22 protein-coding genes are annotated in these 26,018 nt (G+C 60.1%); 12 read left to right on the top strand and 10 right to left on the bottom strand.

What is annotated here, in order from left to right:
- Together J1G35_RS28180 and J1G35_RS28175 are read right to left on the bottom strand one after the other, a co-directional pair.
- Positions 1–663, bottom strand: a 663-nt coding sequence (locus J1G35_RS28180) for a YgcG family protein (protein ID WP_223016620.1), incomplete at its 3' end; no start/stop codon positions are given.
- 18 nt (positions 664–681) lie between these two features.
- Positions 682–1,293 (bottom strand): LemA family protein, encoded by a 612-nt coding sequence (locus J1G35_RS28175; protein WP_053136961.1) that lies wholly within the window; start codon positions 1,291–1,293, stop codon positions 682–684.
- Between the two features lie 238 nt (positions 1,294–1,531).
- Between J1G35_RS28175 and bglX the strand changes: the two genes are divergently transcribed.
- Both bglX and J1G35_RS28165 read left to right on the top strand, forming a co-directional pair.
- Positions 1,532–3,823: a beta-glucosidase BglX gene (bglX, locus tag J1G35_RS28170; RefSeq protein WP_053136964.1), complete on the top strand. Its 2,292-nt coding sequence runs from the start codon at positions 1,532–1,534 to the stop codon at positions 3,821–3,823.
- A 267-nt stretch (positions 3,824–4,090) separates the two neighbouring features.
- Positions 4,091–5,860, top strand: coding sequence for a hypothetical protein (locus J1G35_RS28165; protein WP_223016619.1), 1,770 nt, complete (start codon positions 4,091–4,093; stop codon positions 5,858–5,860).
- A 92-nt stretch (positions 5,861–5,952) separates the two neighbouring features.
- On the opposite strand, the gene J1G35_RS28160 is transcribed toward J1G35_RS28165, so the two are convergent.
- From J1G35_RS28160 to J1G35_RS28145, 4 genes are all read right to left on the bottom strand, one after another.
- A complete protein-coding gene (locus J1G35_RS28160) occupies positions 5,953–7,110 on the bottom strand; it encodes a phosphatidylserine/phosphatidylglycerophosphate/cardiolipin synthase family protein (protein ID WP_223016618.1) in 1,158 nt (385 codons plus the stop codon).
- Between the two features lies 1 nt (position 7,111).
- Positions 7,112–7,702 (bottom strand): YceI family protein, encoded by a 591-nt coding sequence (locus J1G35_RS28155; RefSeq protein WP_223016617.1) that lies wholly within the window; start codon positions 7,700–7,702, stop codon positions 7,112–7,114.
- Between the two features lie 107 nt (positions 7,703–7,809).
- Positions 7,810–8,124 carry a hypothetical protein gene (locus tag J1G35_RS28150; RefSeq protein WP_053136977.1) on the bottom strand — a complete coding sequence of 105 codons (315 nt, stop codon included), beginning with the start codon at positions 8,122–8,124 and terminating at the stop codon, positions 7,810–7,812.
- Positions 8,121–9,194 carry a serine hydrolase gene (locus J1G35_RS28145; RefSeq protein WP_223016616.1) on the bottom strand — a complete coding sequence of 358 codons (1,074 nt, stop codon included), beginning with the start codon at positions 9,192–9,194 and terminating at the stop codon, positions 8,121–8,123. The genes J1G35_RS28150 and J1G35_RS28145 overlap by 4 nt, the downstream gene beginning before the upstream one ends.
- A 184-nt stretch (positions 9,195–9,378) precedes the next feature.
- On the opposite strand from J1G35_RS28145, the gene olsB reads away from it, so the two are divergent.
- Complete coding sequence (gene olsB, locus J1G35_RS28140; RefSeq protein ID WP_027604385.1) at positions 9,379–10,134, top strand: L-ornithine N(alpha)-acyltransferase; 756 nt, start codon at positions 9,379–9,381, stop codon at positions 10,132–10,134.
- Positions 10,134–10,925, top strand: a complete 792-nt coding sequence (locus tag J1G35_RS28135) for a lysophospholipid acyltransferase family protein (RefSeq protein WP_223016615.1) — start codon at positions 10,134–10,136, stop codon at positions 10,923–10,925. Before olsB ends, J1G35_RS28135 begins: the two co-directional genes overlap by 1 nt.
- Before the next feature lie 48 nt (positions 10,926–10,973).
- On the opposite strand, the gene J1G35_RS28130 is transcribed toward J1G35_RS28135, so the two are convergent.
- Positions 10,974–11,558 (bottom strand): ACP phosphodiesterase, encoded by a 585-nt coding sequence (locus J1G35_RS28130; protein WP_053136986.1) that lies wholly within the window; start codon positions 11,556–11,558, stop codon positions 10,974–10,976.
- 154 nt (positions 11,559–11,712) lie between these two features.
- On the opposite strand from J1G35_RS28130, the gene J1G35_RS28125 reads away from it, so the two are divergent.
- Genes J1G35_RS28125 through J1G35_RS28115 form a run of 3 tightly spaced genes read left to right on the top strand, consistent with a single transcriptional unit; the run spans position 11,713 to position 14,303 of the window.
- On the top strand, positions 11,713–12,039 hold the full coding sequence (locus J1G35_RS28125) for a helix-turn-helix transcriptional regulator (RefSeq protein WP_027604388.1): 327 nt from the start codon (positions 11,713–11,715) through the stop codon (positions 12,037–12,039).
- Positions 12,040–12,052: 13 nt separating this feature from the next.
- Positions 12,053–13,219 (top strand): MFS transporter, encoded by a 1,167-nt coding sequence (locus J1G35_RS28120; protein WP_223016614.1) that lies wholly within the window; start codon positions 12,053–12,055, stop codon positions 13,217–13,219.
- Positions 13,220–13,247: 28 nt separating this feature from the next.
- Positions 13,248–14,303 (top strand): alkene reductase, encoded by a 1,056-nt coding sequence (locus J1G35_RS28115; protein WP_223016613.1) that lies wholly within the window; start codon positions 13,248–13,250, stop codon positions 14,301–14,303.
- A gap of 310 nt (positions 14,304–14,613) precedes the next feature.
- Here the strand turns inward: J1G35_RS28115 and J1G35_RS28110 are convergent, their stop codons facing one another.
- Positions 14,614–15,246 (bottom strand): TetR family transcriptional regulator, encoded by a 633-nt coding sequence (locus tag J1G35_RS28110; RefSeq protein WP_053136994.1) that lies wholly within the window; start codon positions 15,244–15,246, stop codon positions 14,614–14,616.
- Positions 15,247–15,532: 286 nt separating this feature from the next.
- Here J1G35_RS28110 and J1G35_RS28105 point away from each other — a divergent pair, with 286 nt between their 5' ends.
- The 3 genes from J1G35_RS28105 to adeC are packed head-to-tail and all read left to right on the top strand — an operon-like array spanning position 15,533 to position 21,300.
- A complete protein-coding gene (locus J1G35_RS28105) occupies positions 15,533–16,681 on the top strand; it encodes an efflux RND transporter periplasmic adaptor subunit (RefSeq protein ID WP_223016612.1) in 1,149 nt (382 codons plus the stop codon).
- Between the two features lie 3 nt (positions 16,682–16,684).
- The gene (locus J1G35_RS28100) at positions 16,685–19,846 is read left to right on the top strand and encodes an efflux RND transporter permease subunit (protein WP_053137007.1); all 3,162 of its coding nucleotides are present in this window, start codon (positions 16,685–16,687) and stop codon (positions 19,844–19,846) included.
- The gene (gene adeC, locus J1G35_RS28095) at positions 19,843–21,300 is read left to right on the top strand and encodes an AdeC/AdeK/OprM family multidrug efflux complex outer membrane factor (RefSeq protein ID WP_223016611.1); all 1,458 of its coding nucleotides are present in this window, start codon (positions 19,843–19,845) and stop codon (positions 21,298–21,300) included. The genes J1G35_RS28100 and adeC overlap by 4 nt, the downstream gene beginning before the upstream one ends.
- 73 nt (positions 21,301–21,373) lie before the next feature.
- Here adeC and J1G35_RS28090 read toward each other — a convergent pair whose 3' ends face one another.
- Both J1G35_RS28090 and J1G35_RS28085 read right to left on the bottom strand, forming a co-directional pair.
- On the bottom strand, positions 21,374–21,871 hold the full coding sequence (locus tag J1G35_RS28090; RefSeq protein ID WP_223016610.1) for a hypothetical protein: 498 nt from the start codon (positions 21,869–21,871) through the stop codon (positions 21,374–21,376).
- Between the two features lie 58 nt (positions 21,872–21,929).
- On the bottom strand, positions 21,930–22,418 hold the full coding sequence (locus J1G35_RS28085; RefSeq protein WP_223016609.1) for a hypothetical protein: 489 nt from the start codon (positions 22,416–22,418) through the stop codon (positions 21,930–21,932).
- Positions 22,419–22,614: 196 nt separating this feature from the next.
- Between J1G35_RS28085 and J1G35_RS28080 the strand changes: the two genes are divergently transcribed.
- Together J1G35_RS28080 and J1G35_RS28075 are read left to right on the top strand one after the other, a co-directional pair.
- A complete protein-coding gene (locus tag J1G35_RS28080; protein ID WP_223016608.1) occupies positions 22,615–24,312 on the top strand; it encodes a molecular chaperone HscC in 1,698 nt (565 codons plus the stop codon).
- Positions 24,313–24,323: 11 nt separating this feature from the next.
- Positions 24,324–25,937, top strand: coding sequence for a J domain-containing protein (locus J1G35_RS28075; RefSeq protein ID WP_223016607.1), 1,614 nt, complete (start codon positions 24,324–24,326; stop codon positions 25,935–25,937).
- Positions 25,938–26,018 lie beyond the last annotated feature (81 nt).

Below are 26,018 nucleotides of genomic sequence, written 5' to 3'. Positions count from 1 at the left end.
TCCCCCGCCACCGCCGCCGCGTCCACTGCTGCTGAGGATCGCCAGCAGGATCGCCCCCACCGGCAGGCCCATGCGATTGCACAGCCACAACACGCCGATCAGCAGGATGAACAGGCCGATGGAAAACCCGGGATTATCCTTGGCAAAGTTGGCATCCGCCACATGCGCCGGCACCGCCAGCGGTTCACCGCCGACCACCTGCACCATCGCCGCCACACCGTCGCTGATGCCCTGGCTGAAATTGCCGGCCTTGAACTTGGGTGCAATCACCTGATTGATGATCACCCAGGCCTGCGCATCGGTGAGCACGCCTTCAAGGCCATAGCCGACTTCGATGCGCAACGTGCGCTCATCACGGGCGACGATCAATAAAGCGCCGTTGTCCTTGCCCTTCTGGCCGATGCCCCACTGGCGACCCAACTGGTAACCGTAGTCCTCGATGGGCACGCCCTGCAGGTCGGGCACCGTGACCACCACGATCTGGTCGCCACGGGTCTGTTCCAGCGCCTGCAACTGCTGGGTGATGTGCTCGCGCGTGGCCGGGTCGATCATCTGGGCAGTGTCCACCACCCGTCCGCTCAACGCCGGGAACGTCAGCGCCGCCTGGGCCACGCCCACACAGGCGAGCATCCACAGCGCCAGGCCTATCCGTAATAAACGCATCGACACCTCAGTGCAGCCTTATTTGAACTTCACTTGCGGCGCTTTATCGGCATCGGCACTGGTGGCTTCAAAGGTGGCGCGGATCGGCAAGTCGCTGTACATCACGCTGTGCCACAGGCGGCCAGGGAAGGTGCGGATCTCGGTGTTGTACGCCTGCACGGCCTGGATGAAATCGCGACGGGCCACGGCGATGCGGTTTTCGGTGCCTTCAAGCTGGGATTGCAGGGCCAGGAAGTTCTGGTTGGCCTTCAGGTCCGGGTAGCGCTCGGACACCACCATCAAGCGGCTGAGGGCACCGCTCAAACCGTCCTGGGCCTGCTGGAACTGCTTGAGTTTTTCCGGGTTATCGAGGGTGCTGGCATCCACCTGGATCGACGTGGCCTTGGCCCGCGCCTCGATCACGGCGGTCAGGGTGTCTTGCTCATGGGCAGCGTAACCCTTGACCACTTCCACCAGGTTGGGGATCAGGTCGGCGCGGCGTTGGTACTGGTTCTGCACCTGGCCCCAGGCAGCCTTGGCCTGTTCGTCCAGGGTCGGAATATTATTGATGCCGCAACCGCTCAGTACCGTGCTGATCAATAGCAAAACCGCGGCCTTGAAGCCCCAGCGGGAATAGTGTGCTGCTTGCATGGTGTTTCTCCTGCCCAAACTGGATGGAATGTGACGACTAACCCTATAAACCACACGCTTGGGGCATAATCCGCCACCACTGGAATGCATCGAGCCAATCAGCTACAAAGATGCCCAGCACGAAAAAGAGTTCAGAGTGTGCTGCATTTATCTGAACAACACCCGAACAACAATAGACGCTCCCCACATTTTGGCCGATCAGCCTAATCGCTGTGCAGTGAGCCGAAAAAGGATATTCATGAAGAAGCTGTGTTTGCTCGGCCTTGTTGCCACGCTGGCCACCCACCCCGTCTGGGCAGAAACAAAGCCTGCTGCGCTCAAAGACAAGGACGCCTTCGTCAGCGACCTGCTCAAGCAGATGACCCTCGATGAAAAGATCGGCCAATTGCGCCTGATCAGCATCGGTCCCGAAATGCCCCGCGAGCTGATTCGCAAGGAAATCGCCGCCGGCCGTATCGGTGGCACCTTCAACTCCATCACCCGCCCGGAAAACCGTCCGATGCAGGACGCGGCCATGCGCAGCCGGTTGAAGATCCCGATGTTCTTCGCCTATGACGTGATCCACGGCCACCGTACGATCTTCCCGATCAGCCTGGCCCTGGCGTCCAGCTGGGACATGGACGCCATCGGCCGCTCCGGGCGCATCGCCGCCCAGGAAGCCGCCGCCGACAGCCTCGACATCACCTTTGCGCCGATGGTCGACATCTCCCGCGACCCGCGCTGGGGCCGCACGTCCGAAGGCTTCGGTGAAGACACGTACCTGGTCTCGCGGATTGCCGAAGTGATGGTCAAGGCCTTCCAGGGCACCAGCCCCGCGAATGCCGACAGCATCATGGCCAGCGTCAAGCACTTCGCCCTCTACGGCGCAGTGGAAGGCGGGCGTGACTACAACGTGGTCGACATGAGCCCGGTCAAGATGTACCAGGACTACCTGCCGCCGTACCACGCGGCGATCAAGGCCGGTTCCGGCGGCGTGATGGTGGCGCTCAACTCGATCAACGGCGTGCCCGCCACCGCCAACACCTGGCTGATGAACGACCTGCTACGCAAGGACTGGGGCTTCAAGGGCCTGGCCGTCAGCGACCACGGTGCGATCTTCGAGCTGATCAAGCACGGTGTGGCCAAGGACGGGCGTGAAGCCGCCAAGCTGGCGATCAAGGCCGGCATCGACATGAGCATGAACGACTCGCTGTACGGCAAGGAATTGCCTGGGCTGCTCAAGTCCGGCGAGATCGAGCAGAGCGACATCGACAACGCCGTGCGTGAAGTGCTTGGCGCCAAGTACGACATGGGCCTGTTCAAAGACCCGTACCTGCGCATTGGCAAGGCCGAGGATGACCCGGCCGACACCTACGCCGACAGCCGCCTGCACCGTGCCGAGGCCCGTGATGTAGCGCGTCGCAGCCTGGTACTGCTGAAAAACCAGAACAACACCCTGCCACTGAAAAAATCCGCGACCATCGCGCTCGTGGGTCCGCTGGCCAAGGCACCGATCGACATGATGGGCAGCTGGGCCGCTGCCGGTAAGCCTGCGCAATCGGTGACCCTGCTCGACGGGTTGAATGCGGTGATCGGCGAGAAAGGCAAAATCATCTACGCCCGTGGCGCCAACATCACCAACGACAAGGCCGTGGTCGACTACCTCAACTTCCTCAACTTCGATGCCCCGGAAGTGGTAGATGACACCCGCCCGCCCCAGGTACTGATCGATGAAGCGGTCAAGGCCGCCAAGGATGCTGACGTGGTGGTCGCCGCCGTGGGTGAGTCCCGTGGCATGTCCCACGAATCTTCCAGCCGCACCGACCTGAACATCCCGCAAAGCCAGCGCGACCTGATCAAGGCGCTCAAGGCCACCGGCAAGCCGCTGGTATTGGTGCTGATGAACGGCCGTCCGCTGTCGATCCTGGAAGAGAATCAACAGGCCGACGCCATCCTCGAAACCTGGTTCGCCGGTACCGAAGGCGGCAACGCCATTGCCGACGTGCTGTTCGGTGACTACAACCCGTCGGGCAAACTGCCGATCACCTTCCCACGCTCGGTGGGGCAGATTCCGACCTACTACAACCACCTGACCATCGGCCGGCCATTCACCCCTGGCAAGCCGGGCAACTACACCTCGCAGTACTTCGATGACACCACCGGGCCGCTGTTCCCGTTTGGCTATGGCCTGAGCTACACCACGTTCAGCTTGTCGGACATGGCGTTGTCTTCCACCACCCTGAACAAGACCGGCAAACTCGACGCCAGCGTCACGCTGAAAAACACCGGCAAGGTCGATGGCGAAACCGTGGTGCAGTTGTATATCCAGGACGTGGCGGGTTCGATGATCCGTCCGATCAAAGAACTGAAGAACTTCCAGAAGGTGATGCTCAAGGCTGGCGAAGAGCGCACCTTGCACTTCACCATTACCGAAGAAGACTTGAAGTTTTACAACACCCAGCTCAAGTTCGCGGCGGAACCGGGCGAGTTCAATGTGCAGATCGGGCTGGATTCCCAGGACGTACAGCAGCAGACGTTTGAATTGCTCTAAAACGATTACACGCACTTGAGCCCACGCGCGGACCTGTTCACTGGATATGTACAGGTACCGCGCTGATACCGATGAGCGCCTCGATCGACGGCCTATATAAATACCCCCTCATACACGCCTGCATACAATCCACTATCAAAGAACAAACCTATCGCAACTAAGAAACACACGGCAATACCAGTTGCCGGAACTAAATCTTACCGCTCCCCACATACTATCGCTCTTAAATGAGTATTCAGAGGCAACTAAAACTACGGAACTAGCCCAATGATTTCAATCGTTACCCCGCCTATTTCATTCCAGCCCCAACCCACGGCTGATTTATCCAATCCGACTAACAAGCAGCCCTTGAATACACAGGCATCCCCCCCCTCCACTGACCAAATCCCTACGGACAGTGCGCCTGACAAATCCCCCCAAAAGAAATTGCCGGTTAGTTCAGAGGCCGCGGCAGCACAGAGCACCTTGAAAAATGCAGTGCTGAACAGCAGGCAACCTGATTTAAATTCTCCGAAAGCATCCGCAACACCAAGGTCTGATATCTCTGCGCAGCGAGCACCACAAGAAGGCGCCGATGAGGCCAGGGCGCTCTACAATGCGTTGTACCCTCAGCCAAAACCAACGCCCGCGATACCCGTAAGTGGTGTTGACGAACCCGGCGGGGCTGACTTTTTACAGCAGCGTCTGGATGCCATGGATAGAAGGATCGCGGCCCAAGCCAACCCCACCGGCGACAGCCTGTTGGCCGCAAAGCTCTCCACTGCGATGTTGAAACTTAAAGAAGGTGATCTTCGCACCCCCCTGCCAATCCTTGATATCCCCAAAGAATCAACACTCGGAAAGTGGCTGGAACATACTAACAATGCGTTCATGAACAAAGCGCTGGCGAGTTGGGCAAAAGAAAACAATTTAGACCCTCGCTCATTATCTTATGACTCTGGAAAACAGGAGCTCTATGGAAAAACTCCAGACAACCAAGTAAAAACGTTCACTCGGAAAGAACGCCCAGCAGAGGACTCATTGCATGGACTCGCATTCGAGCCGTTGGACGCAATCTCAAAAATAATGGATCCCTCTGGACATGGCATGCTGTTCTCCATTGCGCCTACTGACAAGGCGCCTCTTGCGTATGTGCAACAGTTTTATGGTTTGAACGTCAACAATAACAATCTTTCCAGTATTAACCTGGTCGCTGAAGACATTTCAGAAAATGAATCTTTCCCCCAAACGCCCGCCTCGCCAGGCCGCAGTGACGGCGCATTGCTCAACGAGCAAAATCGGATTGCTTGGATAAACGATGATTTTGATGCTAGGGAAAAAGCACTGAAACATGCCCAGATAGGTAAAAGGATCGCGGCCCAAACCAACCCTGTCGGCGACAGCCAACTTGCCACGGCGCTCTCCACGGCAATGTCAGGGCTTACCGAAAGTGACCTAAGTAAGCCCCTGCCGATGGTTGATATTCCCAAAGACTCAACGTTCGGAAAGTGGATGGAGCAGACCAACCGTGCGTTCATGAACAAAGCGCTGGTCAATTGGGCAGAAGAAAACAACCTAGATCCTCGATCATTATCCTATGACTCTGCGAAAGGTGAATTCTCTGGGAGAACCCCAGGCAACGAAGTAAAAACCTTCACTCAGGGAGAGCGTCCAAGCGTGTACTCCTTGCATGCACTCGCATTCGATCCGGTGGAGGAACTCTCAACAATAATGGACCCCTCTGGACGTGGCGTAATGCTGTCCATTGCCCCTACTGACAAGGCGCCTCTTGATCGCGTGCAACGCTTTTATGGCTTGGACGTCAACAATAACGATCTCCCCAGTATTCATCAGGTTGCTAAGGAGATAGCAGAAAATAAATCTTTCCCACCAACACCTGGCTCGCCAGACCGCGGTGACGAGGCATTGCTCGACGCCCAAGATTCGATTGCTCAGGTAGATCGACGTTTTGCTAACGGGCAGAAAGTAAGAGGCAATCCTACGCTTATCGAAGTTTCAGCCTCAGGCAGCGCCTTCATGGAGACAGACGCCACCTAAAATCACATCCAACGCTGGCTCCTGAAGAGTTCGGGAGCCAACTGTTGAGTGTGATTTAAATTAATGATGCCTCATCGTACAAGGTGCGCGTACTAGTGCCGTCGATCCAGAAAATTGACCACCAACCGATCAATCCAACCCCACACCCGCTGCTTCACCCGCCGCCACAATGGCCGCGCCTTCCACGCCTCCAGGCTCACCGCCTGGCTCTGGGCAAAATCCCGTTCGAAACTGCCCGCCACCGCCAACGTCAACTCAGGGTCCAACGCTTCCAGGTTGGCTTCCAGGTTGAAGCGCAGATTCCAGTGGTCGAAATTGCACGAGCCAATGCTCACCCAATCGTCCACCAGCACCATCTTCAAGTGCAAAAAGCACGGCTGGTATTCAAAGATCTGCACGCCTGCGCGTAGCAAGCGAGGGTAATAACGGTGCCCGGCGTAGCGCACGGAGGGATGGTCGGTGCGCGGGCCGGTGAGCAGCAAACGTACATCCACCCCACGCCCTGCAGCCCGGCGCAATGCGCGGCGCACGCCCCAGGTGGGCAGGAAGTAAGGCGTGGCAAACCAGATACGTTGCTGGCTGCTGTTCAGCGCGCGGATCAGCGATTGCAAGATGTCGCGGTGCTGTCGGGCGTCGGCATAGGCCACTCGGCCCAGGCCAGGTCCCGTCGCCGGCACCTTGGGCAAGCGCGGCAGACCGAAATGGGTGGCCGGCTTCCACGCACGGCGCGCGACATTGGCGTGCCATTGCCGCTCGAACAGCGCCTGCCAGTCCAGCACCAGCGGGCCGCTGATCTGCACCATCACTTCATGCCAGTCGGCGGTGTCTTGCCCTGGCGTCCAGAATTCATCGGTGACACCCGTGCCGCCGACCACGGCGATTTCCTGATCGATCAGCAACAGCTTGCGGTGGTCGCGATACAGGTTGCGCATCCAGCGGCGCCAGCTGAGGCGATTGTAGAAACGCAATTCCACACCGACGTCGGTCAGGCGCTTACGCAACCCCAGGGTAAACGCCAGGCTGCCGTAATCATCAAACAGGCAGCGCACCCGCACACCTCGCTCGGCAGCGAGTACCAGCGCCTGCACCATAGCTTCGGCGCAGGCTCCGGCCTCCACCAGGTACAACTCCAACTCCACTTGCCGCTCGGCCCGGGCAATGCCCACCAGCATCTGCGGAAAAAACTGCGGGCCGTCGATCAACAACTCGAAACGGTTGGCGCTGCGCCACGGGAACACTGCGCCGCTCATGTCAGCGCGCCGTAAAAATCAGCACCGCACCCACCGGCACCGACAAGCTGATCGACGCCAGCCCCGCCGCCTTGCGCAACGCCGCCACCCCCGGCGCCAGGTCGAAATCTTCGGCATGCAACACCACCGGTTCCAGGGTCACCACCTGGAAACGCCGGTCGTCCAGGCGCGTGGCCAACAACTCGGCGCTGTAGGTCTGGGTCTTGCCATGCAACGTGACGCTCATTGGCAGACGCAATTCCAATTGCGCGCCAGGCGCCAGGTCATTGATCGGTTGCAGGTTGATCTGCGCGCTGATCAGCGCTTCGGGGAAGGTCTTGATCTCGAACAGCTGATTGCGCATGCGCTCGTCACGCAGCGGGATACCGCTGTTGACCGACTCCAGCTCCACTTCCAATTGCGCCGCGCCCTTGCTGTCGACCTTGCCATGCAGCACCAGGAAGCGATGGACTTCAGCGATCTCGGTGTTTTTGGTGGTGACGAACGATAGGCGCGAGGACTCGTTGTCCAGGTACCAGTCGGCGTGGGCGGGTACGGCGGCGGCGACCAGCAGGGCGAAGGCCAGCGGCTTGATAAAAGAAGCGTTGAACATTAAGGACTCGTGGGGCGAAAAACCTGCACGAACCTTAAGCGCAATGTCACGAACGGCGCAAATCCAATGTGGAAGGTGGCTTGCTCCCACGCACTCGGCGTGGGATGTCAGGGATTCAGCCGACACCCCTGCCGATCCCCCAACCACCGCGCGCTGTGCGTGCGTCCCAACCCAGTGGCCGTGACTTCACTGCGCAGCGGGTTATCACTGAACGCACTCGTGGGCACGTACTGTTTCACATAACCCTGGCAATAGTCGGCGGGATTGTTCGCCACATAGCGGCACGAGCAATACTCCTTGGCTGTGTACGCCGCGATGATGTCGGGGAAGGCTTGCAGGTTGGCGCGCTCGTGCCATACCCAGCCCACCAGGGCGAGCAACAGCAGCAGAAACAGGCTGGTAAACGGCCGACGACGGATCATGGTTGCACCGCCGCGAGCACGCGTTTGAGTAGTTCGTTGTGGCGGTAGCTGCCGTCGCGATCATCGCCGTAGCGCACAATCACCAGGTGTTCGTCGGGCATCACGTACAGCGCCTGGCCCCAATGACCGAGGGCGGCGAAGGTGTCGGCAGGTGCGTCGGGCCACGGCCTTGAGGCGCCTTGATTAAGCCACCACTGGCCACCGGGGACGGCTTCGTCCTGCCCGGCGGTGTATTTGTCGAAGGGTTGGCGATTGAAAGCGACCCAGTCTTTGGGCAGCAGTTGTTGATCCCCCCAGCGCCCGTCGCGCGCCATCAGCAGGCCGACACGCGCCAGGTCACGCGCGGTGAGGTAAGCGTAGGACGAGGCGACAAAGGTTTCGTCGGCATCGGTTTCCCAGGTGGCGTTGTGAATGCCCAGGGGTTTGAACAGCCCATCCCAGGGGTAACTCATGTAGGCCTTGTGGCCGAGCATGCCCTTGAGCGCGGCGGAGAGGATATTGCTGTCGCCGCTGGAATAACGAAAGGCCTGGCCCGGTGCACTGAAGGATTCAGTGTTGGCGGCAAACTCGGCCATATCGGCGCGACCACGGGTGTAGAGCATCGCAACCACCGAGGATTTCAGCGGCGCATATTCATAGTCTTCCTGCCAGTCGAGGCCCGAGGCCCAGTGCAGCAGATCGGCCATGGTCACGCTCGGATGCTGTTTCATTGGCGGGTAAAAACGCGCGGCAGGGTCGGTCAACTTAAAGCGATTGTCCCCGTAGGCCACGCCAAGCACCGTGGCCATCAGGCTTTTGCTGATGGACCAGGTCAAGTGTGGCGTGCTGGCGGTGGTGGGCGCAGCGTAGCGTTCATAGATGACCTCGCCGTCGCGAATTACCAGCAGCGCGTCGGTGCGAATGCCTTGACGGGTGGCGTCGTCTCGCGGCGGGAAAGCGTAGGCGTTCAGGGCATCCACAGCAGGCCCCGAGAGCGGTGTGCCCTTGGCCCAGTCTTTATCGGGCCAGGTTTCGGCACGGGCGACAACGGTGACGAACAGCAGGGCAACGCACAACAGGCCTCTGACCATGGACGCAAACTCAAGGGAGCATTCAAGCCCGCGAGACTAGCCCAGGCCGATGACAGATTTGCGACAAGGGGGCTGTCATCCAACCGTCACCGTAACTTCATGGAGATGACACCGGGGCTACATAGCCTGACTTTGGACAACAAAGTCGACCGGCCGGAACGTGGCTGGCACTCGGAGATTCGCCATGACTCAGATCGCCCGCATCAGCGACACCGGCAATGAACGCCGTCTGCAAGCCGAACGCCTGGTTGGCGCAAAGGCTTTGCAGGAAGCCCAGGCCCTGCGTTTCAACGTATTCAGCGGCGAGTTCAACGCCAAGCTGAAAGGCGCGGAACACGGCCTGGACATGGATGACTATGATGTTCACTGCAGCCACATCGGCGTGCGGGACTTGAACAGCGGTCGACTCGTCGCCACCACCCGTTTGCTCGACCACCAGGCCGCCAGCACCCTGGGCCGGTTCTACAGCGAAGAAGAATTCAGCCTGCATGGCCTGCTGCATTTGCAGGGCCCGATCCTGGAAATCGGCCGCACCTGTGTCGACCCGGCCTACCGTAACGGCGGCACCATCGCTGTGTTGTGGGGCGAGTTGGCCGAAGTGCTCAACCAGGGCGGCTACAGCTACCTGATGGGCTGCGCGAGCATCCCGATGCACGACGGCGGCATCCAGGCTCACGCGATCATGCAGCGCCTGCGCGAACGCTACCTGTGCAACGAACACCTGCGCGCCGAGCCGAAAAAACCGCTGCCGGCGCTGGACCTGCCGACCAACGTAATCGCCGAGATGCCACCGCTGCTCAAGGCCTATATGCGCCTGGGGGCGAAGATCTGCGGCGAGCCGTGCTGGGATGAAGATTTCCAGGTGGCCGACGTATTCATCCTGCTCAAGCGCGACGAACTGTGCCCGCGTTACGCGCGCCACTTCAAGGCGGCCATGTGATGAGCCGTCTGCGCGTGTACGGGCGCATTGCCCGCGTACTGGTGGTAGTGGCGCTGGGCTTGAGCATGGCCAGTGTGTTTGGCCTGTTCGAACGCCTGGGCGTGGCCAACTCGATGGTGCGGCGCCAACGTTGGTCGCGGTTCTTTATGGCCCGGCTGACCAACGCCCTGCCCTTTCGCGTGACGGTGCACGGCGAGTTGCCGACGCAGCCAATGCTGTGGGTGAGCAACCACGTGTCCTGGACCGATATTCCGTTGCTGGGCGCAGTGGCGCCGATGTCGTTTTTGTCCAAGGCCGAAGTGCGCACCTGGCCGGTAGCGGGCTGGTTGGCGGCCAAGGCCGGTAGCTTGTTTATCCGTCGCGGTTCAGGTGACAGCCAGTTGATCCGCAAGCAGATGACTCGCCACCTGGAACAACAGCACCCGCTGCTGATGTTCCCCGAAGGCACCACCACCGACGGCCGCAGCCTGCGTACCTTCCACGGGCGCTTGCTGGCCAGTGCGATCGATGCGGATGTGTCGCTGCAACCGGTGGCCATCCGTTATCTGCGCAATGGGCAGGTCGACCCGCTGGCACCGTTTATTGGCGATGACGATTTGCTCTCGCACCTGATGCGCCTGTTTGCCAATGACCAGGGCGACGTGGAAATCCATATGCTCAAGCCGATTGCCTGCGCCGGGCAGGAACGTGCGGCGCTGGCGTTCCAGGCGCAGCAGGCGGTGCAGAAGGCGTTGTTTGGGCCGGTGCCGGAGACTGAACAAGTGCATGCTCGACCGGCTTTTGCAGCCTGAGATGTGAACACAGTTCAAATGTGGGAGGGGGCTTGCTCCCTCCCACATTTAGCTTTGTGTTGTCAGGTGGTTATGCGCGAAGGCTTGCAGTTCGGGGTAGAAGATCCGGAAGTCTTCACTCAACGGCTCATACAACTCACGCAATTCCTGCATCGCAAACCCCAATTCCTGGGGTTGTGTGAGCCGCCGCGAAATCCCGCGCAACACCTGCTCCATCACCGCAAACTCGCGGTACGACCCCAGCCAATCATCCGCCGCCATATACGGCGCAATCTGCGCCAAGCGCCCCGGTAACTGCGGTTCGGCAGCCAATACGCGATACACCTGCGAGGTGAAATGCTCAAGCGGCTGCTCGGCATACAGTGCCCAATCCCGCGCCAGGCAATGGTCGAAGAACACATCGAGGACAATCCCGGCATAACGCCGTCGGGTGAGGCTGAAGCGCGACAGCGCCTCGCCCACCAACGGGTGGCTGTCGGTAAAGCGGTCGATGGAGCGATGCAGTTGGATCGCCGCTTCGATTTGCGGGCTGAACTGGCCCTGCAGGCGGCCTTTGACGAAGTCGCCATACAGGCTACCCAGCAGTTGTGCCGGAAGTTGGCCGCCCAAGTGCAGATGTGCGAGATAATTCATGGCGCGCAGTCTAGCACTGCCGCCAACGTATCGTTATAACCCGATATACCGATTTAGTCTTGATTCAGACCGAAATCATATTGGTATATCGGGATATAACGATTTAAGGTTCGCCTCATCGCGATATAACGCTTTACGACACCGAGCACCTGCCATGTCCATCGACCTCGACGAAATAATAAAAGCCCTGGCGCACCCAGTACGACGAGACATCCTCACCTGGCTGAAAGACCCGAAAGTGCAGTTCCCCGAGCAAGTGCACAACCACGAATACGGCATTTGCGCCGGGCAGATCGACCAGCGCTGCGGCTTGTCCCAGTCGACCGTGTCGGCCCACCTGGCCACCTTGCAACGGGCGGGATTGATCAGCAGCCAGAAGGCCGGGCAGTGGCACTTTTTCAAGCGCAACGAGGAAGTGATCCAAGCCTTCCTCGCAGCGCTTACCACTGAACTCAGCGCTGAAATCAGCGCGACGTTGTAACAAGGAAACGATAATGCCCCTCTCGCTACTCATACTGGCCCTCAGCGCCTTCGCCATCGGCACCACCGAGTTCGTGATCATGGGCCTGTTGCCCGATGTGGCGGCGGACCTCGGCGTCTCGATTCCCGGCGCCGGCTGGCTGGTCACCGGCTACGCTCTGGGCGTGGCCATCGGCGCGCCGTTCATGGCACTGGCTACCGCCAAGCTGCCACGCAAGGCGGCGTTGGTAGCGTTGATGGGCATCTTTATTATCGGCAACCTGCTCTGCGCCCTGGCCAGTGACTACAACGTGCTGATGTTTGCCCGTGTGGTCACCGCGCTGTGCCATGGCGCGTTTTTCGGGATCGGTTCGGTGGTCGCTGCCAACCTGGTGCCGGCCAACAAGCGTGCTTCGGCGGTGGCCCTGATGTTTACCGGCCTGACCCTGGCCAACGTGCTCGGTGTGCCACTGGGTACCGCGCTGGGCCAGGAAGCCGGCTGGCGTTCGACCTTCTGGGCGGTGACAGTGATTGGCGTAGTGGCGCTGATCGGCCTGATCCGCTTCCTGCCGGCCAAGCGTGACGAAGAAAAACTCGACATGCGCGCCGAGCTGTCCGCCCTCAAGGGTGCCGGCATCTGGTTGTCGCTGAGCATGACCGCGCTGTTCGCCGCGTCCATGTTCACCCTCTTCACCTATGTTGCACCGCTGCTCGGCGATGTCACCGGCGTCTCGCCCAAAGGCGTGACCTGGACGCTGCTGCTGATCGGACTGGGCCTGACCGTGGGCAACATCATCGGCGGCAAGCTGGCGGACAAACGCCTGGCAGCCACCCTGATCGGCGTGTTTATCAGCATGGCGGTGGTGTCCACCGCACTGACCTGGACCAGCGTCGCCGTGATCCCGACCGAGATCACCCTGTTCCTGTGGGCCACCGCCTCGTTTGCCGCCGTCCCGGCGCTGCAGATCAACGTGGTGACCTTCGGCAAGGCCGCACCGAACCTGGTGTCCACCCTGAACATCGGCGCGTTCAACATCGGCAACGCCCTCGGTGCCTGGGTGGGCGGCAGCGTGATTGCCCACGGCTTTGGCCTGAGCAGCGTGCCGTTGGCGGCAGCGGCCCTGGCGATCCTGGCACTGCTGGTGACCCTGATTACTTTCCGTCAGGGCGGCGATGCCGACCTGGCCCCTGCGACCCACTGATCAACTTCAACGAGCAAGGTGTTTTCCCATGACGACTATTTTCGATCCGATCAAACTGGGCGACCTGGAACTGTCGAACCGCATCATCATGGCGCCGCTGACCCGCTGCCGTGCCGACGCCGGCCGGGTACCCAACGCGCTGATGGCCGAGTACTACGTGCAGCGCGCGTCTGCCGGGCTGATCCTCAGCGAAGCCACCTCGGTGACGCCGCTGGGCGTGGGCTACCCGGACACTCCAGGCATCTGGTCCAACGACCAGGTGCGTGGCTGGGCGAATGTCACCAAAGCCGTGCATGGCGCAGGTGGCAAGATTTTCCTGCAACTGTGGCACGTCGGCCGCATCTCCCACGCGTCCTACCTGAACGGCGAAACCCCGGTGGCACCGAGCGCGATCCAGGCTAAAGGCCACGTCAGCCTGGTGCGCCCACTTGCCGACTACCCGACCCCACGCGCCCTGGAAACCGCTGAAATCGCCGACATCGTCGACGCCTACCGCACCGGGGCCGAAAACGCCAAGGCTGCAGGCTTTGACGGCGTGGAAGTCCACGGCGCCAACGGCTACCTGCTCGACCAGTTCCTGCAGAGCAGCACCAACCAGCGTACCGACCAGTACGGCGGGTCCCTGGAAAACCGTGCGCGCCTGCTGCTGGAAGTGACCGATGCCGTCATCGAAGTCTGGGGCGCCGGCCGTGTGGGTGTGCATTTGGCCCCCCGTGCAGACGCTCACGACATGGGTGACGACAACCTGGCCGAAACCTTCACCTACGTCGCCAGCGAACTGGGCAAGCGTGGCATCGCTTTCATCTGCTCCCGTGAAAAAGAAGGTGCTGACAGCCTGGGCCCACGCTTGAAAAAAGCCTTCGGCGGCACGTATATCGCCAACGAACGCTTCACCAAGGACAGTGCCAATGCATGGCTGGCGGCTGGCAAGGCGGATGCGGTGGCCTTCGGCGTACCGTTCATTGCCAACCCGGACCTGCCGGTGCGCCTGAAGACCGATGCGCCGCTGAACGAAGCACACCCGGAAACCTTCTACGGCAAGGGCCCGGTGGGTTACATCGACTACCCGACGCTGCCACTGTAATCACCCGACACGCGAAACCAAATGTGGGAGGGGGCTTGCTCCCGATGGCAGTGGTTCAGTCAACACATAGAGTGACTGACGCACCGCCATCGGGAGCAAGCCCCCTCCCACATCTTTTTTTGACACTATGTTGCCCTGGGAAACATTCCTTAACAGCCTTGCAACAAAATCCCTACAAAATACTTAGGCGGCTACCTATCAACCGCCCGCCAGCCCGTATATAAAGTCACCCCACCGATCAGGCAGAAGGACGATTGACCGTCCTTGGGCTTTACTGTTGACACACCCTGATGCAATTACGCATTTTGTCTTAATTGCGCAGGCTGGGGCTCCAGCGCAGCATGTCCAGCCCTGCATCCACCCAGCGCTCGGCGTCCTGATGCAACTGGAAGCTGTCGGGTACCAACAGCCACTGGCCAATCAGCCCGTTGATGTAGGCATGCATGCACACCGCGCCACGCGTGGTGTCGAGATTTTCCGGAAGTTGCCCGCGATGGACCGCGTTACGCAGTGTCAGGCCGATGCGCAGGTTGCATTCGAGGCTGTGGGTCTGGCGCTGACGGCGCATGTCGCACATTTCATCGGTGAATTCGCACTTATGGAACAGGATCTCATTGATGCGCCGGGTTTTCGGGTCCAGGGCCACTTGATGAAACAAATGAATCAGCAACTTGCGCATGCACCCCAGCGGGTCGAGTTCGGACTCGCTTTCACTGGCCCTTGCCAATTCATCCAAAGGCTCATGCAAGGTGTCGAGCAGGGCCTGCAACAGATCGGATTTGTTACTGAAATGCCAATAGATGGCGCCCCGCGTCACGCCGGCCAACGCGGCGATATCCGCCAACGTCGTCCGCGCAACGCCGCGTTCATAGAAGGCTTGCTCGGCGGCATCGAGAATCTGGCTGCGCGTTTCCTGAGCTTCCTCTTTGGTGCGACGAACCATGGCAGTAAAACCTCAATCAGGACACTTGGGACTGACGTTAACGCGGCGCTAACAAGCGCTAACGATCATCTGAATAATTGTGGGACGACACCGTCATGGGAGCCGAACGTACTAAAATCGAGGCTTTGGGCGGTGCTTTGTCAACATTCCGCAAAACCTGTCAAGAGTTTACAAACAACCATGAACGTAAGTATATTGCGTAGCAAGCTACTTATCCACTCACGGCTTGTTTTTCACCCTTCCACCCTTCTTGTGCGCACCCTGCGCGCCTGACCCGAGGATCTTCATGCAACTTAAGCCAGCTGTTACCGCTCTGGTCACTGCCGTCGCCCTGGCATCGCTGCTCAGCGGATGTAAAAAGGAAGAAGCGGCTCCGCCCGCTCAAGCCCCTCAGGTCGGCGTGGTCACCATTCAACCGCAAGCCTTTACCCTGACGTCCGAGCTGCCAGGCCGCACCACCGCCTACCGCATTGCGGAAGTTCGCCCACAGGTCAACGGCATCATCCTCAAGCGCCTGTTCAAGGAAGGCGCGGACGTGAAAGAAGGCCAGCAGCTTTATCAGATCGATCCGTCGGTCTACGAGGCCACCCTCAAAAGCGCACAAGCCAGCCTGACCCAGACCAAGTCCATCTCCGACCGCTACAAGCAGTTGGTCGATGAGCAAGCCGTCAGCCGTCAGGAATACGACACTGCCGTCGCCAACCGCATGACTGCGGAAGCAAACGTTCAAACCGCCCAGATCAACGTGCGCTACACCAAAGTGTTCGCGCCGATCTCCGGGCGTATTGGCCGTTCTGCGGTGACCGAAGGCGCGCTGGTCAGCAATGGCCAGGCCGATGCCATGGCCGTGATCCAGCAACTGGACCCGATCTACGTCGACGTCACGCAGTCTTCGGCTGAAATGCTGAAACTGCGCCGCGACCTGGAAAGCGGCCAGCTGGAAAAAGCCGGCGCCAATGCCGCCAAGGTCAAGCTGACCCTGGAAGACGGCAGCGACTACGGCCAGGACGGCAAGCTGGAATTCTCCGAAGTATCGGTCGACCAGACCACCGGTTCCGTGACCCTGCGCGCCGTGTTTCCCAACCCTGACCACACCCTGCTGCCGGGCATGTTCGTACACGCCCAACTGCAAGCGGGCGTGAACAGCAAGGCCATCCTCGCACCACAGCAAGGCGTGACCCGCGACCTCAAGGGCATCCCGACCGCGCTGGTGGTGAACGCCGACAACAAGGTCGAGCAGCGTGTACTGGTAGCCAACCGCACAGCCGGCGCCTATTGGCTGGTGGAAAAAGGCCTGAACGCCGGTGACCGCGTGATCACCGAAGGCCTGCAATACGTCAAGCCGGGCGTGGAGGTCAAGGTCAAGGACGCTGACAACGCCAAGCCTGCCGGTTCCGCCGCTGCTCCTGCTGCCGCGCCTGGCCAAGGGGAGTAATCCATGTCGAAATTTTTTATCGACCGTCCCATTTTCGCCTGGGTAATTGCCCTGGTGATCATGCTGGTCGGGGCACTGTCGATCCTGAAGTTGCCCATCAACCAATACCCGGCCATCGCGCCAACCGCCATCGACATCCAGGTGACCTACCCAGGCGCGTCCGCACAAACCGTGCAGGACACCGTGGTGCAGGTCATCGAGCAACAGCTCAACGGTATCGACAACCTGCGTTATGTGGCCTCGGACAGTAACTCCGACGGCAGCATGACCATCACCGCGACGTTCAACCAGGGTACCAACCCGGACATCGCCCAGGTTCAGGTGCAGAACAAGCTGAACCTGGCAACCCCACTGCTGCCGCAAGAAGTGCAGCAGCAGGGTATCCGCGTGACCAAGTCGGTGAAGAACTTCCTGATGGTGATCGGTCTGGTGTCGGAAGACGGCAGCATGACCAAGGATGACCTGTCCAACTACATCGTTTCCAACATCCAGGACCCGATTTCCCGGACCGCCGGTGTCGGTGACTTCCAGGTATTCGGTTCGCAGTACGCCATGCGTATCTGGCTGGACCCGGCCAAGCTGAACAACTTCCAGCTCACACCGGTCGATGTCAGCAGCGCCATCGCCGCGCAGAACGTGCAGGTGGCGACCGGTCAATTGGGCGGCCTGCCTGCCCTGCCCGGCAACCAGTTGAACGCCACCATCATCGGCAAGACCCGCCTGCAAACGGCGGAGCAGTTCGGCAATATCCTGATGAAGGTCAATGCCGACGGCTCCCAGGTTCGCCTGCATGACGTAGCGCGTATCGAACTCGGCGGCCAGAACTACAGCATCAGCGCACAGTTCAACGGCAACCCGGCTTCCGGTATGGCGATCAAGCTCGCGTCGGGCGCCAACGCCCTGGACACCGCCAAGGCCATCCGTGCCACTGTGGCGTCCCTGGAACCGTTCTTCCCGCCTGGCATGAAGGCGGTGGTGCCGTATGACACCACCCCAGTCGTGACCGAATCGATCTCCGGTGTAGTTGACACCCTGGTCGAAGCGATCGTGCTGGTGTTCCTGGTGATGTTCCTGTTCCTGCAGAACTTCCGCGCCACCATCATCACCACCATGACCGTACCGGTGGTATTGCTGGGTACCTTCGGGATCCTCGCGGCATTCGGTTTCACCATCAACACCCTGACCATGTTCGGCATGATCCTGGCCATCGGCTTGCTGGTGGACGACGCCATCGTCGTGGTGGAAAACGTCGAGCGGGTAATGGCCGAGGAACACCTGTCGCCGAAAGAAGCGACGGTCAAGTCCATGGGCCAGATCCAGGGCGCCCTCGTGGGTATTGCCCTGGTACTGTCGGCGGTACTGTTGCCAATGGCATTCTTCGGCGGCTCCACCGGTGTGATCTACAAACAGTTCTCCATCACCATCGTTTCGGCCATGGCGTTGTCGGTACTGGTTGCCCTGATCTTCACCCCGGCCCTGTGCGCCACCATGCTCAAGCCGATCGACCCCGAGAAGCACGGCCAACCCAAGCGTGGTTTCTTCGGCTGGTTCAACCGCACCTTCGACCGTGGCGTACTGAGCTACGAGCGCGGCGTGGGCAACATGATCAAGCACAAGATCCCGGCGTTCCTCGTGTACGCGCTGATCATCGCCGGCATGGTCTGGCTGTTCATGCGCATCCCGGCCGCGTTCCTGCCCGATGAAGACCAGGGCGTGATCTTTGCCCAGGTGCAGACCCCGGTAGGTTCTTCGGCTGAACGCACGCAAAAAGTCATCGACGACATGCGCGCCTATCTGCTCAATGACAAGGAAGGCGAGCCAGGCGAAGGCAAAGGCGTGAAATCGGTGTTTACCGTGAACGGCTTCAACTTCGCCGGTCGTGGACAGAGTTCGGGCCTGGCCTTCGTGATGCTCAAGCCGTGGGATGAGCGTGATGCTTCCACCTCGGTATTCGAGATTGCCAAGCGTGCCCAGGGCTACTTCATGCAGACCTTCCAGGACGCCATGGTATTTGCCATCGTGCCACCGTCGGTACTGGAGCTGGGTAACGCCACCGGTTTCGACGTGTTCCTGCAGGACCAGGGCGGCGTTGGCCATGAAAAGCTGATGGCTGCGCGTAACCAGTTCCTGGGCATGGCTGCCCAGAGCAAGATCCTCGCCGGTGTGCGTCCCAACGGTGTGAACGATGAGCCGCAGTACGAGCTCACCGTCGACGACGAGAAGGCCAGCGCCCAAGGCATCACGCTGTCCAACATCAACCAGACCTTGGCGATTGCCTTGGGTGGCAGCTACGTCAACGACTTCATCGACCGTGGTCGGGTGAAGAAGGTCTACGTACAGGGTGAAGCCGCCAGCCGGATGTCCCCGGAAGACCTGAACAAATGGTACGTGCGCAGCGACTCCGGGAAGATGGTGCCGTTGTCGGCCATTGCCTCGGGCAAGTGGATCTACGGCTCGCCGAAGCTCTCGCGTTATAACGGTGTAGCGGCGATGGAAATCCTCGGTACCCCGGCACCGGGCTACAGTACCGGTGACGCCATGGCCGAAGTCGAACGCCTCGCCAAGCAACTGCCGGCTGGCGTGGGCTACGCCTGGACGGGCCTGTCGTATGAAGAACGCCTGTCCGGCTCCCAGGCGCCGGCGCTGTACGCGCTGTCGCTGCTGGTGGTGTTCCTGTGCCTCGCGGCACTGTACGAAAGCTGGTCGATTCCAATCGCGGTGATCCTGGTGGTTCCGCTGGGCGTGGTGGGGGCGTTGATCGCCACCAGCATGCGCGGCTTGTCCAACGACGTGTTCTTCCAGGTGGGCTTGTTGGTGACGGTGGGCCTGGCGGCGAAGAACGCCATTCTGATCGTCGAGTTCGCCAAGGAGCTGCACGAGCAAGGCAAAGGCATCGTAGAAGCCGCGATCGAGGCCTCCCGGATGCGTCTGCGGCCGATCATCATGACCTCCATGGCGTTCGTCCTCGGCGTATTGCCGCTGGCGATCTCCTCGGGCGCCGGATCAGGCAGCCAGCACGCGATCGGTACCGGTGTAATTGGCGGTATGATCACGGCCACGGTATTGGCGATCTTCTGGGTGCCACTGTTCTTCGCAACCGTGTCCGCCATGGGCGAACGTAAAAAGACTGAACCTAAGCACACTCCTAAAGAGGCTGGCCAATGAGCAAGTCGCTACTTTCCTTAGCCGTCACCGCATTCGTGCTCAGTGGCTGCTCGCTGATTCCTGACTACCAGCGCCCTGAAGCGCCGGTGGCAGCTCAGTTCCCACAGGGGCCGGCGTATTCGTCGGCCCAGGCGCCGGGGCAGGCTGCCGCCGAGCAAGGCTGGAAGCAGTTTTTCCATGACCCTGCCCTGCAACAGCTGATCCAGACCGCGCTGGTGAACAACCGTGACCTGCGTGTCGCGGCCCTGAACATCGATGCGTACGCGGCGCAATACCGGATCCAGCGTGCCGACCTGTTCCCGGCCGTGTCGGCCACGGGCAGTGGCAGCCGTTCGCGCACCCCGGCCAAGTTGTCGCAGACCGGCGAATCGACCATCTCCAGCCAATACTCCGTCGGCCTCGGGATCAGCTCCTATGAGCTGGACCTGTTTGGCCGCGTGCGCAGCCTGAGTGAAGAAGCGCTGCAAAAGTACTTCGCCACTGAAGAAGCGCGGCGCAGTACCCAGATCAGCCTGGTGGCCAGTGTGGCGAATGCCTACCTGACCTGGCAGGCCGACAAGGAACTGCTCAAGCTGACCCAGGACACCCTCGGCGCGTTCGAGCAAAGCTACAAGCTGACCTCGCGCAGCAACGAAGTCGGCGTGGCCTCGGCCCTCGACCTCAGCCAGGCACGCACCTCGGTGGAAAATGCCCGCGTGGCACTGGCACGCTACACCCGCCAGGTGGCCCAGGACGAAAACAGCCTGACCCTGCTGCTGGGCACCGGCCTGCCGGCGAATATCGCCAGCAAGCCGCTGTCCGATGACCTGCTCAGCGACGTACCGGCCGGCTTGCCCTCCGACCTGCTGCAACGGCGTCCCGACATCATGCAGGCCGAGTACAACCTCAAGGCCGCCAACGCCAACATCGGTGCGGCGCGTGCAGCGTTCTTCCCGAGCATCAGCCTGACCGCCAGCGCCGGTACCGCCAGCCCTACCCTGGGCGGCCTGTTCAAAGGCGGTTCGGGCACCTGGTCGTTCGCCCCGCAGATCAACATCCCGATCTTCAACGCCGGCAGCCTGCGCGCCAGCCTGGACTACTCGAAGATCCAGAAAGAGATCAACGTGGCGAACTACGAGAAGGCGATCCAGACCGGCTTCCAGGAAGTCTCCGACGGCCTCGCCGCGCGTGAGACCTACAAGCAGCAGTTGGAAGCCCAGCGTGGCTTCGTCGCGGCCAACCAGGATTACTACCGCCTGGCCGAGCGTCGCTACCGTATCGGGGTCGACAGCAACCTGACCTTCCTCGACGCCCAGCGCCAACTGTTCAGTGCCCAGCAATCGCTGATCACCGACCGCCTGGCGCAGCTGACCAGCGAGGTCAACCTGTACAAGGCCCTCGGCGGTGGCTGGAACGAACAGACCGCGAAGAACGAACCGTTGAAAGAAGAAGCACCGAAACTCAAGTTATTCTGATTCAATAGAAAAAAGCCCATATCACGGAATTTTGCCATTCTAGGATATGGGCTTTTTATATAGGCGCATAACATCAGCTCGTCACTACCGGAGGCTGCGTCAACAACTGAAGTGTCCAGCACCTAACGTTAACGTCTTTTACCACTCCCGAACCTGTCTCTTTAAAAAAGTATGAAAAATACATACCTATCAAATTTGAGCCATCCTCAAGCTTTTCATTGTAAGCAACGGTCAACGTACCTGAGTGCTCCCGTTGACTCAGAGAAACATCAGGCTCCAATGCAAAAGAAGTATCCACTTCCAGCTCATTTTCCGATGCATCAACAAGCTTGTACTTCTCTCCAACCCGCAAATGTTCGCCTTTCAGCGTCAGCTCATTTTTCGCATCCGGATGACCCGCAATTCCGAGACGGATAAAATAATAGTTATCCAAATAAATAAGATCGAGAAGCTCAAATTCTATCCCCCCCTTATCTACATCATCCACATACAAACCCGCATCAAATATATAGCCTCGATCCGCCAAAAACCTATCACCATTCCATATTGAGACTGGGCATTCGGAATTCATAACCTTCTCCTCAAACTAACAATTTATGAGTGATCGTCCCCACTTTGTGGGAACAATTTCATGTACTGATTTTCAGGGTCGAGCACCTGACTTCCATCTCGTTGCCGTCATCGGACTCCCAACCGATCAAGACGCTGGCATTGATCATTGTTTTGCCTGCGTCATCGGTAACGAGGCTCTTGATATTCAGATGGCCCCAATAAGTTTGCGGAAGGTACTCAAGATAGCCCGCCAGCCCGAAACTCGCCTGTATGGACAGGGGTTTTGGACCGATCGGATACGTCATACCTGAGGCCAACTCGAGCTCGCCGGCCTCAATGATCATCTCGTTATTCGAGCCGGGGTTATCCTTAAGCCCTAGCCGAATGAATAACTGAAAGTCCTTGATGTAGATCAATTCAAAAGCGTCGAAGTTAATCGAAACCGTCGTGATAAGGTCAGCCTTGAACTCGTCCGACGACGTTAAAAGCCCACCCATTTCTGTTCCAAAGCTCATGAGCACTTCTCCCTTGAGCACCATCAAAAATACTGCCACCACCTTGAACATAGGCTTTCAAAAACGGGTCATCTACTGTCAACCCTGACAGTAGACGCAGAAGCGGTTAAGCATAAGGCTGACAGGTTGACCAAGCTCGCTGTGGCAAGCCCGCTCGCCACAAAACTCTCCCGCCTTGCTTTGCGCTCAACCTTTCAGGGTAAAATCTGTCACAGATTCTTACAGACCACAGAGGGAGCTTGTCGTAATGATCGTAGGAATCGACCTGGGGACCACTAACAGTCTCGCAGCCGTCTGGCGCGGTGATGCCGCCGAAATGGTGCCCAATGCCCTGGGCCAGTTGCTGACCCCCAGCGTGGTCGGGCTGGATGACCAAGGCCGTGTGCTGGTAGGCCAGGCCGCCAAAGAGCGCCTGCACACCCACCCGCACCTGACCACTTCGCTGTTCAAGCGCTACATGGGCAGCGCCACCGAAGTGCGTCTGGGCGACCGCTCGTTCCGCCCCGAGGAACTCTCGGCGCTGGTGCTCAAAAGCCTCAAGGAGGACATCGAGCGTACCTACGGCCAAACCGTCACCGACGCAGTGATCAGCGTGCCCGCCTATTTCAGCGACGGCCAACGCAAGGCCACGCGCATCGCCGGTGAACTGGCGGGGCTCACCGTTGAGAAACTGATCAATGAACCGACCGCCGCGGCCTTGGCCTACGGGCTGCACCAGCGTGATAAAGAAACCTCGTTCCTGGTCTTCGACCTCGGCGGCGGCACTTTTGACGTGTCGATCATCGAGCTGTTCGACGGCGTGATGGAGGTCCGCGCCAGCGCCGGCGACAACTTCCTCGGTGGCGAAGACTTCGACACCCTGTTGCTTGAACACTTTGTCGACAGCCAGCGCAACGCCGAGGGTTTCCCGCCTACCCGCACGGTGCTGCAAGCCCTGCGCCGCGAAGCCGAGCGCGTGCGCAAAGCCCTGGGCCAGGACGACAGCGCCGAATTCGCCCTGCGCGTCGACGGCCAGCAATGGACAAAAACCATCACCCAACAGGAACTGGCCAAGCTCTACACGCCGCTGCTGGAGCGCCTGCGCGCGCCGATCGAACGCGCCCTGCGCGATGCGCGGATTCGGGTCGGCGACCTCGATGAAATCCTGCTGGTGGGCGGCACCACGCGCATGCCGCTGGTACGTAAACTCGCCGCCGGCCTGTTCGGGCGCTTCCCCTCCATCAGCCTCGACCCCGACCAGGTGGTCGCCCACGGTGCGGCGATCCAGGCCGCCCTCAAGGCGCGCTCAGCGGCCCTCGAAGAAGTGGTGCTGACCGACGTCTGCCCCTACACCCTGGGCATCGAAACCTCCAACCAGTACGGCGGCCATATCGAAAGCGGCCACTACCTGCCGCTGATCGAGCGCAACAGCAGCGTGCCGGTGAGCCGGGTCAAGAGCGTGGTCACCCTGCACGATGACCAGAGCCACGTACTGCTGAAGATCTACCAGGGCGAAAGCCGCCTGGTCAAAGACAACATCGAGCTGGGCCAACTGGATATTCCCGTGCCCAAGCGCAAGGCCGGTGAAGTCTCGCTGGATGTGCGTTTCACCTACGACAACAACGGCCTGCTGGAAGCCCAGGTGAATATCCCGCTGACCGGCGAGCAGCATTCGCTGGTAATCGAGAACAACCCCGGCGTGCTCAACCCGCAGGAGATCCAGCAACGCCTGCAAGCCCTGGCGCTGTTGAAGGTCCACCCACGCGACCAGCAGGTCAACACCGTGCTCGTTGCCCGCCTCGAACGGCTCTACCAGGAAAACCTCGGCGAGCTGCGCGAACAGCTCGGGCATTGGGCGGCGCAGTTCCAGCAGGTACTCGACACCCAGGACGAACGCCGCATCCGCGAAGCCCGCAGCGAACTGAGCCGTCAACTTGAGCAACTCGACAACGGGTTCTGGCGCTGAGGGAACACGACATGGATTGCTGGACCGTACTGCAACTGCCGGATGACGCCGACGAGCGCAGCATCAAGCGCAGCTATGCACGGCTGCTGAAAAGCTGCCGCCCGGACGACGACGCCCAAGGCTTTCAGCGCCTGCGCGAGGCCTATGAACACGCGCTGAGTGAAGCACGCTGGCGGGCAGATAACGAAGAGGAAGAACGCGTCCAGGCGCCCGTGGCCGAAGCGGCCTACGCCAACCTGAATGACCTGGCCGAACTGATGGACATCAGCCCCGTCAGCCCTGCACCCTTCGAAGCCCACACACCCGACCCGGCCCAGGCACTGCTCGACGGCCTTAACGCGCGTAACCTCGATGAACGCTGGGCCCAGGCTCGACAACAGGGCTGCACCGATGCGTTCCAGGCCGGCCTGTTGCGCCATTGTTTCGAAGCACCGGGCGAACGCAGCGCCATCGCCGGTTGGGCCGCGCAACACCTGGAATGGCTGACCCCCTGGCAGCAGGTGGCGATGACGTCCTGGCAATACGAAGCACTGACCGGCGAGCTGCTGCAAGACTACCGCCGCACCCTGCAGGAACTGCTGGAGCAAAAGGCCGAGCGCGAGTTCATCACCCAGCTTACTCAATACAACAACCAGCCCTGGCTGCGGGTGTTTGACCTGCAACAGCAGTGGCAGCGCATCGTCCTGCACATGCTGCATGACACTCAATGGAGCGTGCCGCTGTTCGAGCGCGTGTGCCAGGCATTCGGCTGGGACGACCAGAAAGGCGTGTACCCGGAACCGGTGTGGATGTGGCGCGAACTGGTGTCGCGTTGCGAGCAGGAAAGCTTCTACGCCAACCTGCAAGACAAGGCGCAGGACAAGCGGCGCACATCAGCCGATGCCCTGGCCGCGCGTCTGCTGCTGACGCCGATGTCCGCCAGGCAACACAAACGCATGATCGATGGGTTTGGCGAAAACGAGTGGAACGCCTGCCAGCACCTGGCGCAAACACTGACCTGGCGCTATCCGCAACTGGTCGAGCGCCTGCCTCAAACAGACCTGTTCTTTTGGCGCAAATTCGTGCCTCGGCCGATCTACACCCAGGTATTTATTCGACTATGGGCCGTCTTCGCCCTGGGGCTTGGCCTGAGCATCGCCCACTCTAAGCCAGACAGAATGGACGGAATGTCGCTGGTCATTTTCATGCTGATGGCGTTCGTGCCGGCGGCCGTTGCCTTTCGCGTCACCCAAATGTGGGCCGGGATGAGTTCAACCTATCGGGTTCTGGATGTGTGGCTGAGCCAGTACCTGATCCCCAAACGAATCAACCCCAATGACTACTGGCTGGTCATTCGCCACGGCGTACCGCAGGCGATCATGCTGGTGGCCTGCGGCTTGATGCTTGGCGTGCTGGGCATGTTCACCTACGCGGGTATGATCCTGATCAACCTGTTGCACAAGAAGCGTATCGGTCAGATGAGCCAGAAACTCATCGAAGGCTACCCGTGGCTGAACGGTTTGCACTGGGCCTTCTGGAGCCCCCTGCAAGCGGTGTTCCTGGTGGTGATGGTGGTGCTGATCGTCGCTGCGCAACACTACCTGCCGACTGTGCCCTGGACCCACTTCGACCTGCCCAAGCGATAACCCCGCAGTGCCGGGCTTCAGGGCCCGGCAACTTGCGTTCGATCATCGCCCACAACCCGCCCAGCTCGGGGCGATTGAGCA

This window comes from Pseudomonas sp. SH10-3B (assembly GCF_019891415.1).
GTDB lineage: Bacteria > Pseudomonadota > Gammaproteobacteria > Pseudomonadales > Pseudomonadaceae > Aquipseudomonas.
The sequence above is the reverse complement of the archived record's forward strand: the minus strand, read 5'-3'. Positions and strand labels throughout refer to the sequence as shown.

Coding starts and splice junctions, on each gene's coding strand:
- olsB (WP_027604385.1), top strand. CDS start 9,379: ATGACTCAGATCGCCCGCATCAGCGACACCGGCAATGAACGCCGTCTG.
- J1G35_RS28155 (WP_223016617.1), bottom strand. CDS start 7,702: ATGTTCAACGCTTCTTTTATCAAGCCGCTGGCCTTCGCCCTGCTGGTC.
- J1G35_RS28135 (WP_223016615.1), top strand. CDS start 10,134: ATGAGCCGTCTGCGCGTGTACGGGCGCATTGCCCGCGTACTGGTGGTA.
- J1G35_RS28125 (WP_027604388.1), top strand. CDS start 11,713: ATGTCCATCGACCTCGACGAAATAATAAAAGCCCTGGCGCACCCAGTA.
- J1G35_RS28145 (WP_223016616.1), bottom strand. CDS start 9,194: ATGGTCAGAGGCCTGTTGTGCGTTGCCCTGCTGTTCGTCACCGTTGTC.
- J1G35_RS28085 (WP_223016609.1), bottom strand. CDS start 22,418: ATGTTCAAGGTGGTGGCAGTATTTTTGATGGTGCTCAAGGGAGAAGTG.
- J1G35_RS28120 (WP_223016614.1), top strand. CDS start 12,053: ATGCCCCTCTCGCTACTCATACTGGCCCTCAGCGCCTTCGCCATCGGC.
- J1G35_RS28175 (WP_053136961.1), bottom strand. CDS start 1,293: ATGCAAGCAGCACACTATTCCCGCTGGGGCTTCAAGGCCGCGGTTTTG.
- J1G35_RS28080 (WP_223016608.1), top strand. CDS start 22,615: ATGATCGTAGGAATCGACCTGGGGACCACTAACAGTCTCGCAGCCGTC.
- J1G35_RS28075 (WP_223016607.1), top strand. CDS start 24,324: ATGGATTGCTGGACCGTACTGCAACTGCCGGATGACGCCGACGAGCGC.
- J1G35_RS28110 (WP_053136994.1), bottom strand. CDS start 15,246: ATGGTTCGTCGCACCAAAGAGGAAGCTCAGGAAACGCGCAGCCAGATT.
- J1G35_RS28115 (WP_223016613.1), top strand. CDS start 13,248: ATGACGACTATTTTCGATCCGATCAAACTGGGCGACCTGGAACTGTCG.
- J1G35_RS28160 (WP_223016618.1), bottom strand. CDS start 7,110: ATGAGCGGCGCAGTGTTCCCGTGGCGCAGCGCCAACCGTTTCGAGTTG.
- J1G35_RS28165 (WP_223016619.1), top strand. CDS start 4,091: ATGATTTCAATCGTTACCCCGCCTATTTCATTCCAGCCCCAACCCACG.
- J1G35_RS28090 (WP_223016610.1), bottom strand. CDS start 21,871: ATGAATTCCGAATGCCCAGTCTCAATATGGAATGGTGATAGGTTTTTG.
- bglX (WP_053136964.1), top strand. CDS start 1,532: ATGAAGAAGCTGTGTTTGCTCGGCCTTGTTGCCACGCTGGCCACCCAC.
- J1G35_RS28105 (WP_223016612.1), top strand. CDS start 15,533: ATGCAACTTAAGCCAGCTGTTACCGCTCTGGTCACTGCCGTCGCCCTG.
- J1G35_RS28150 (WP_053136977.1), bottom strand. CDS start 8,124: ATGATCCGTCGTCGGCCGTTTACCAGCCTGTTTCTGCTGCTGTTGCTC.
- J1G35_RS28100 (WP_053137007.1), top strand. CDS start 16,685: ATGTCGAAATTTTTTATCGACCGTCCCATTTTCGCCTGGGTAATTGCC.
- adeC (WP_223016611.1), top strand. CDS start 19,843: ATGAGCAAGTCGCTACTTTCCTTAGCCGTCACCGCATTCGTGCTCAGT.
- J1G35_RS28130 (WP_053136986.1), bottom strand. CDS start 11,558: ATGAATTATCTCGCACATCTGCACTTGGGCGGCCAACTTCCGGCACAA.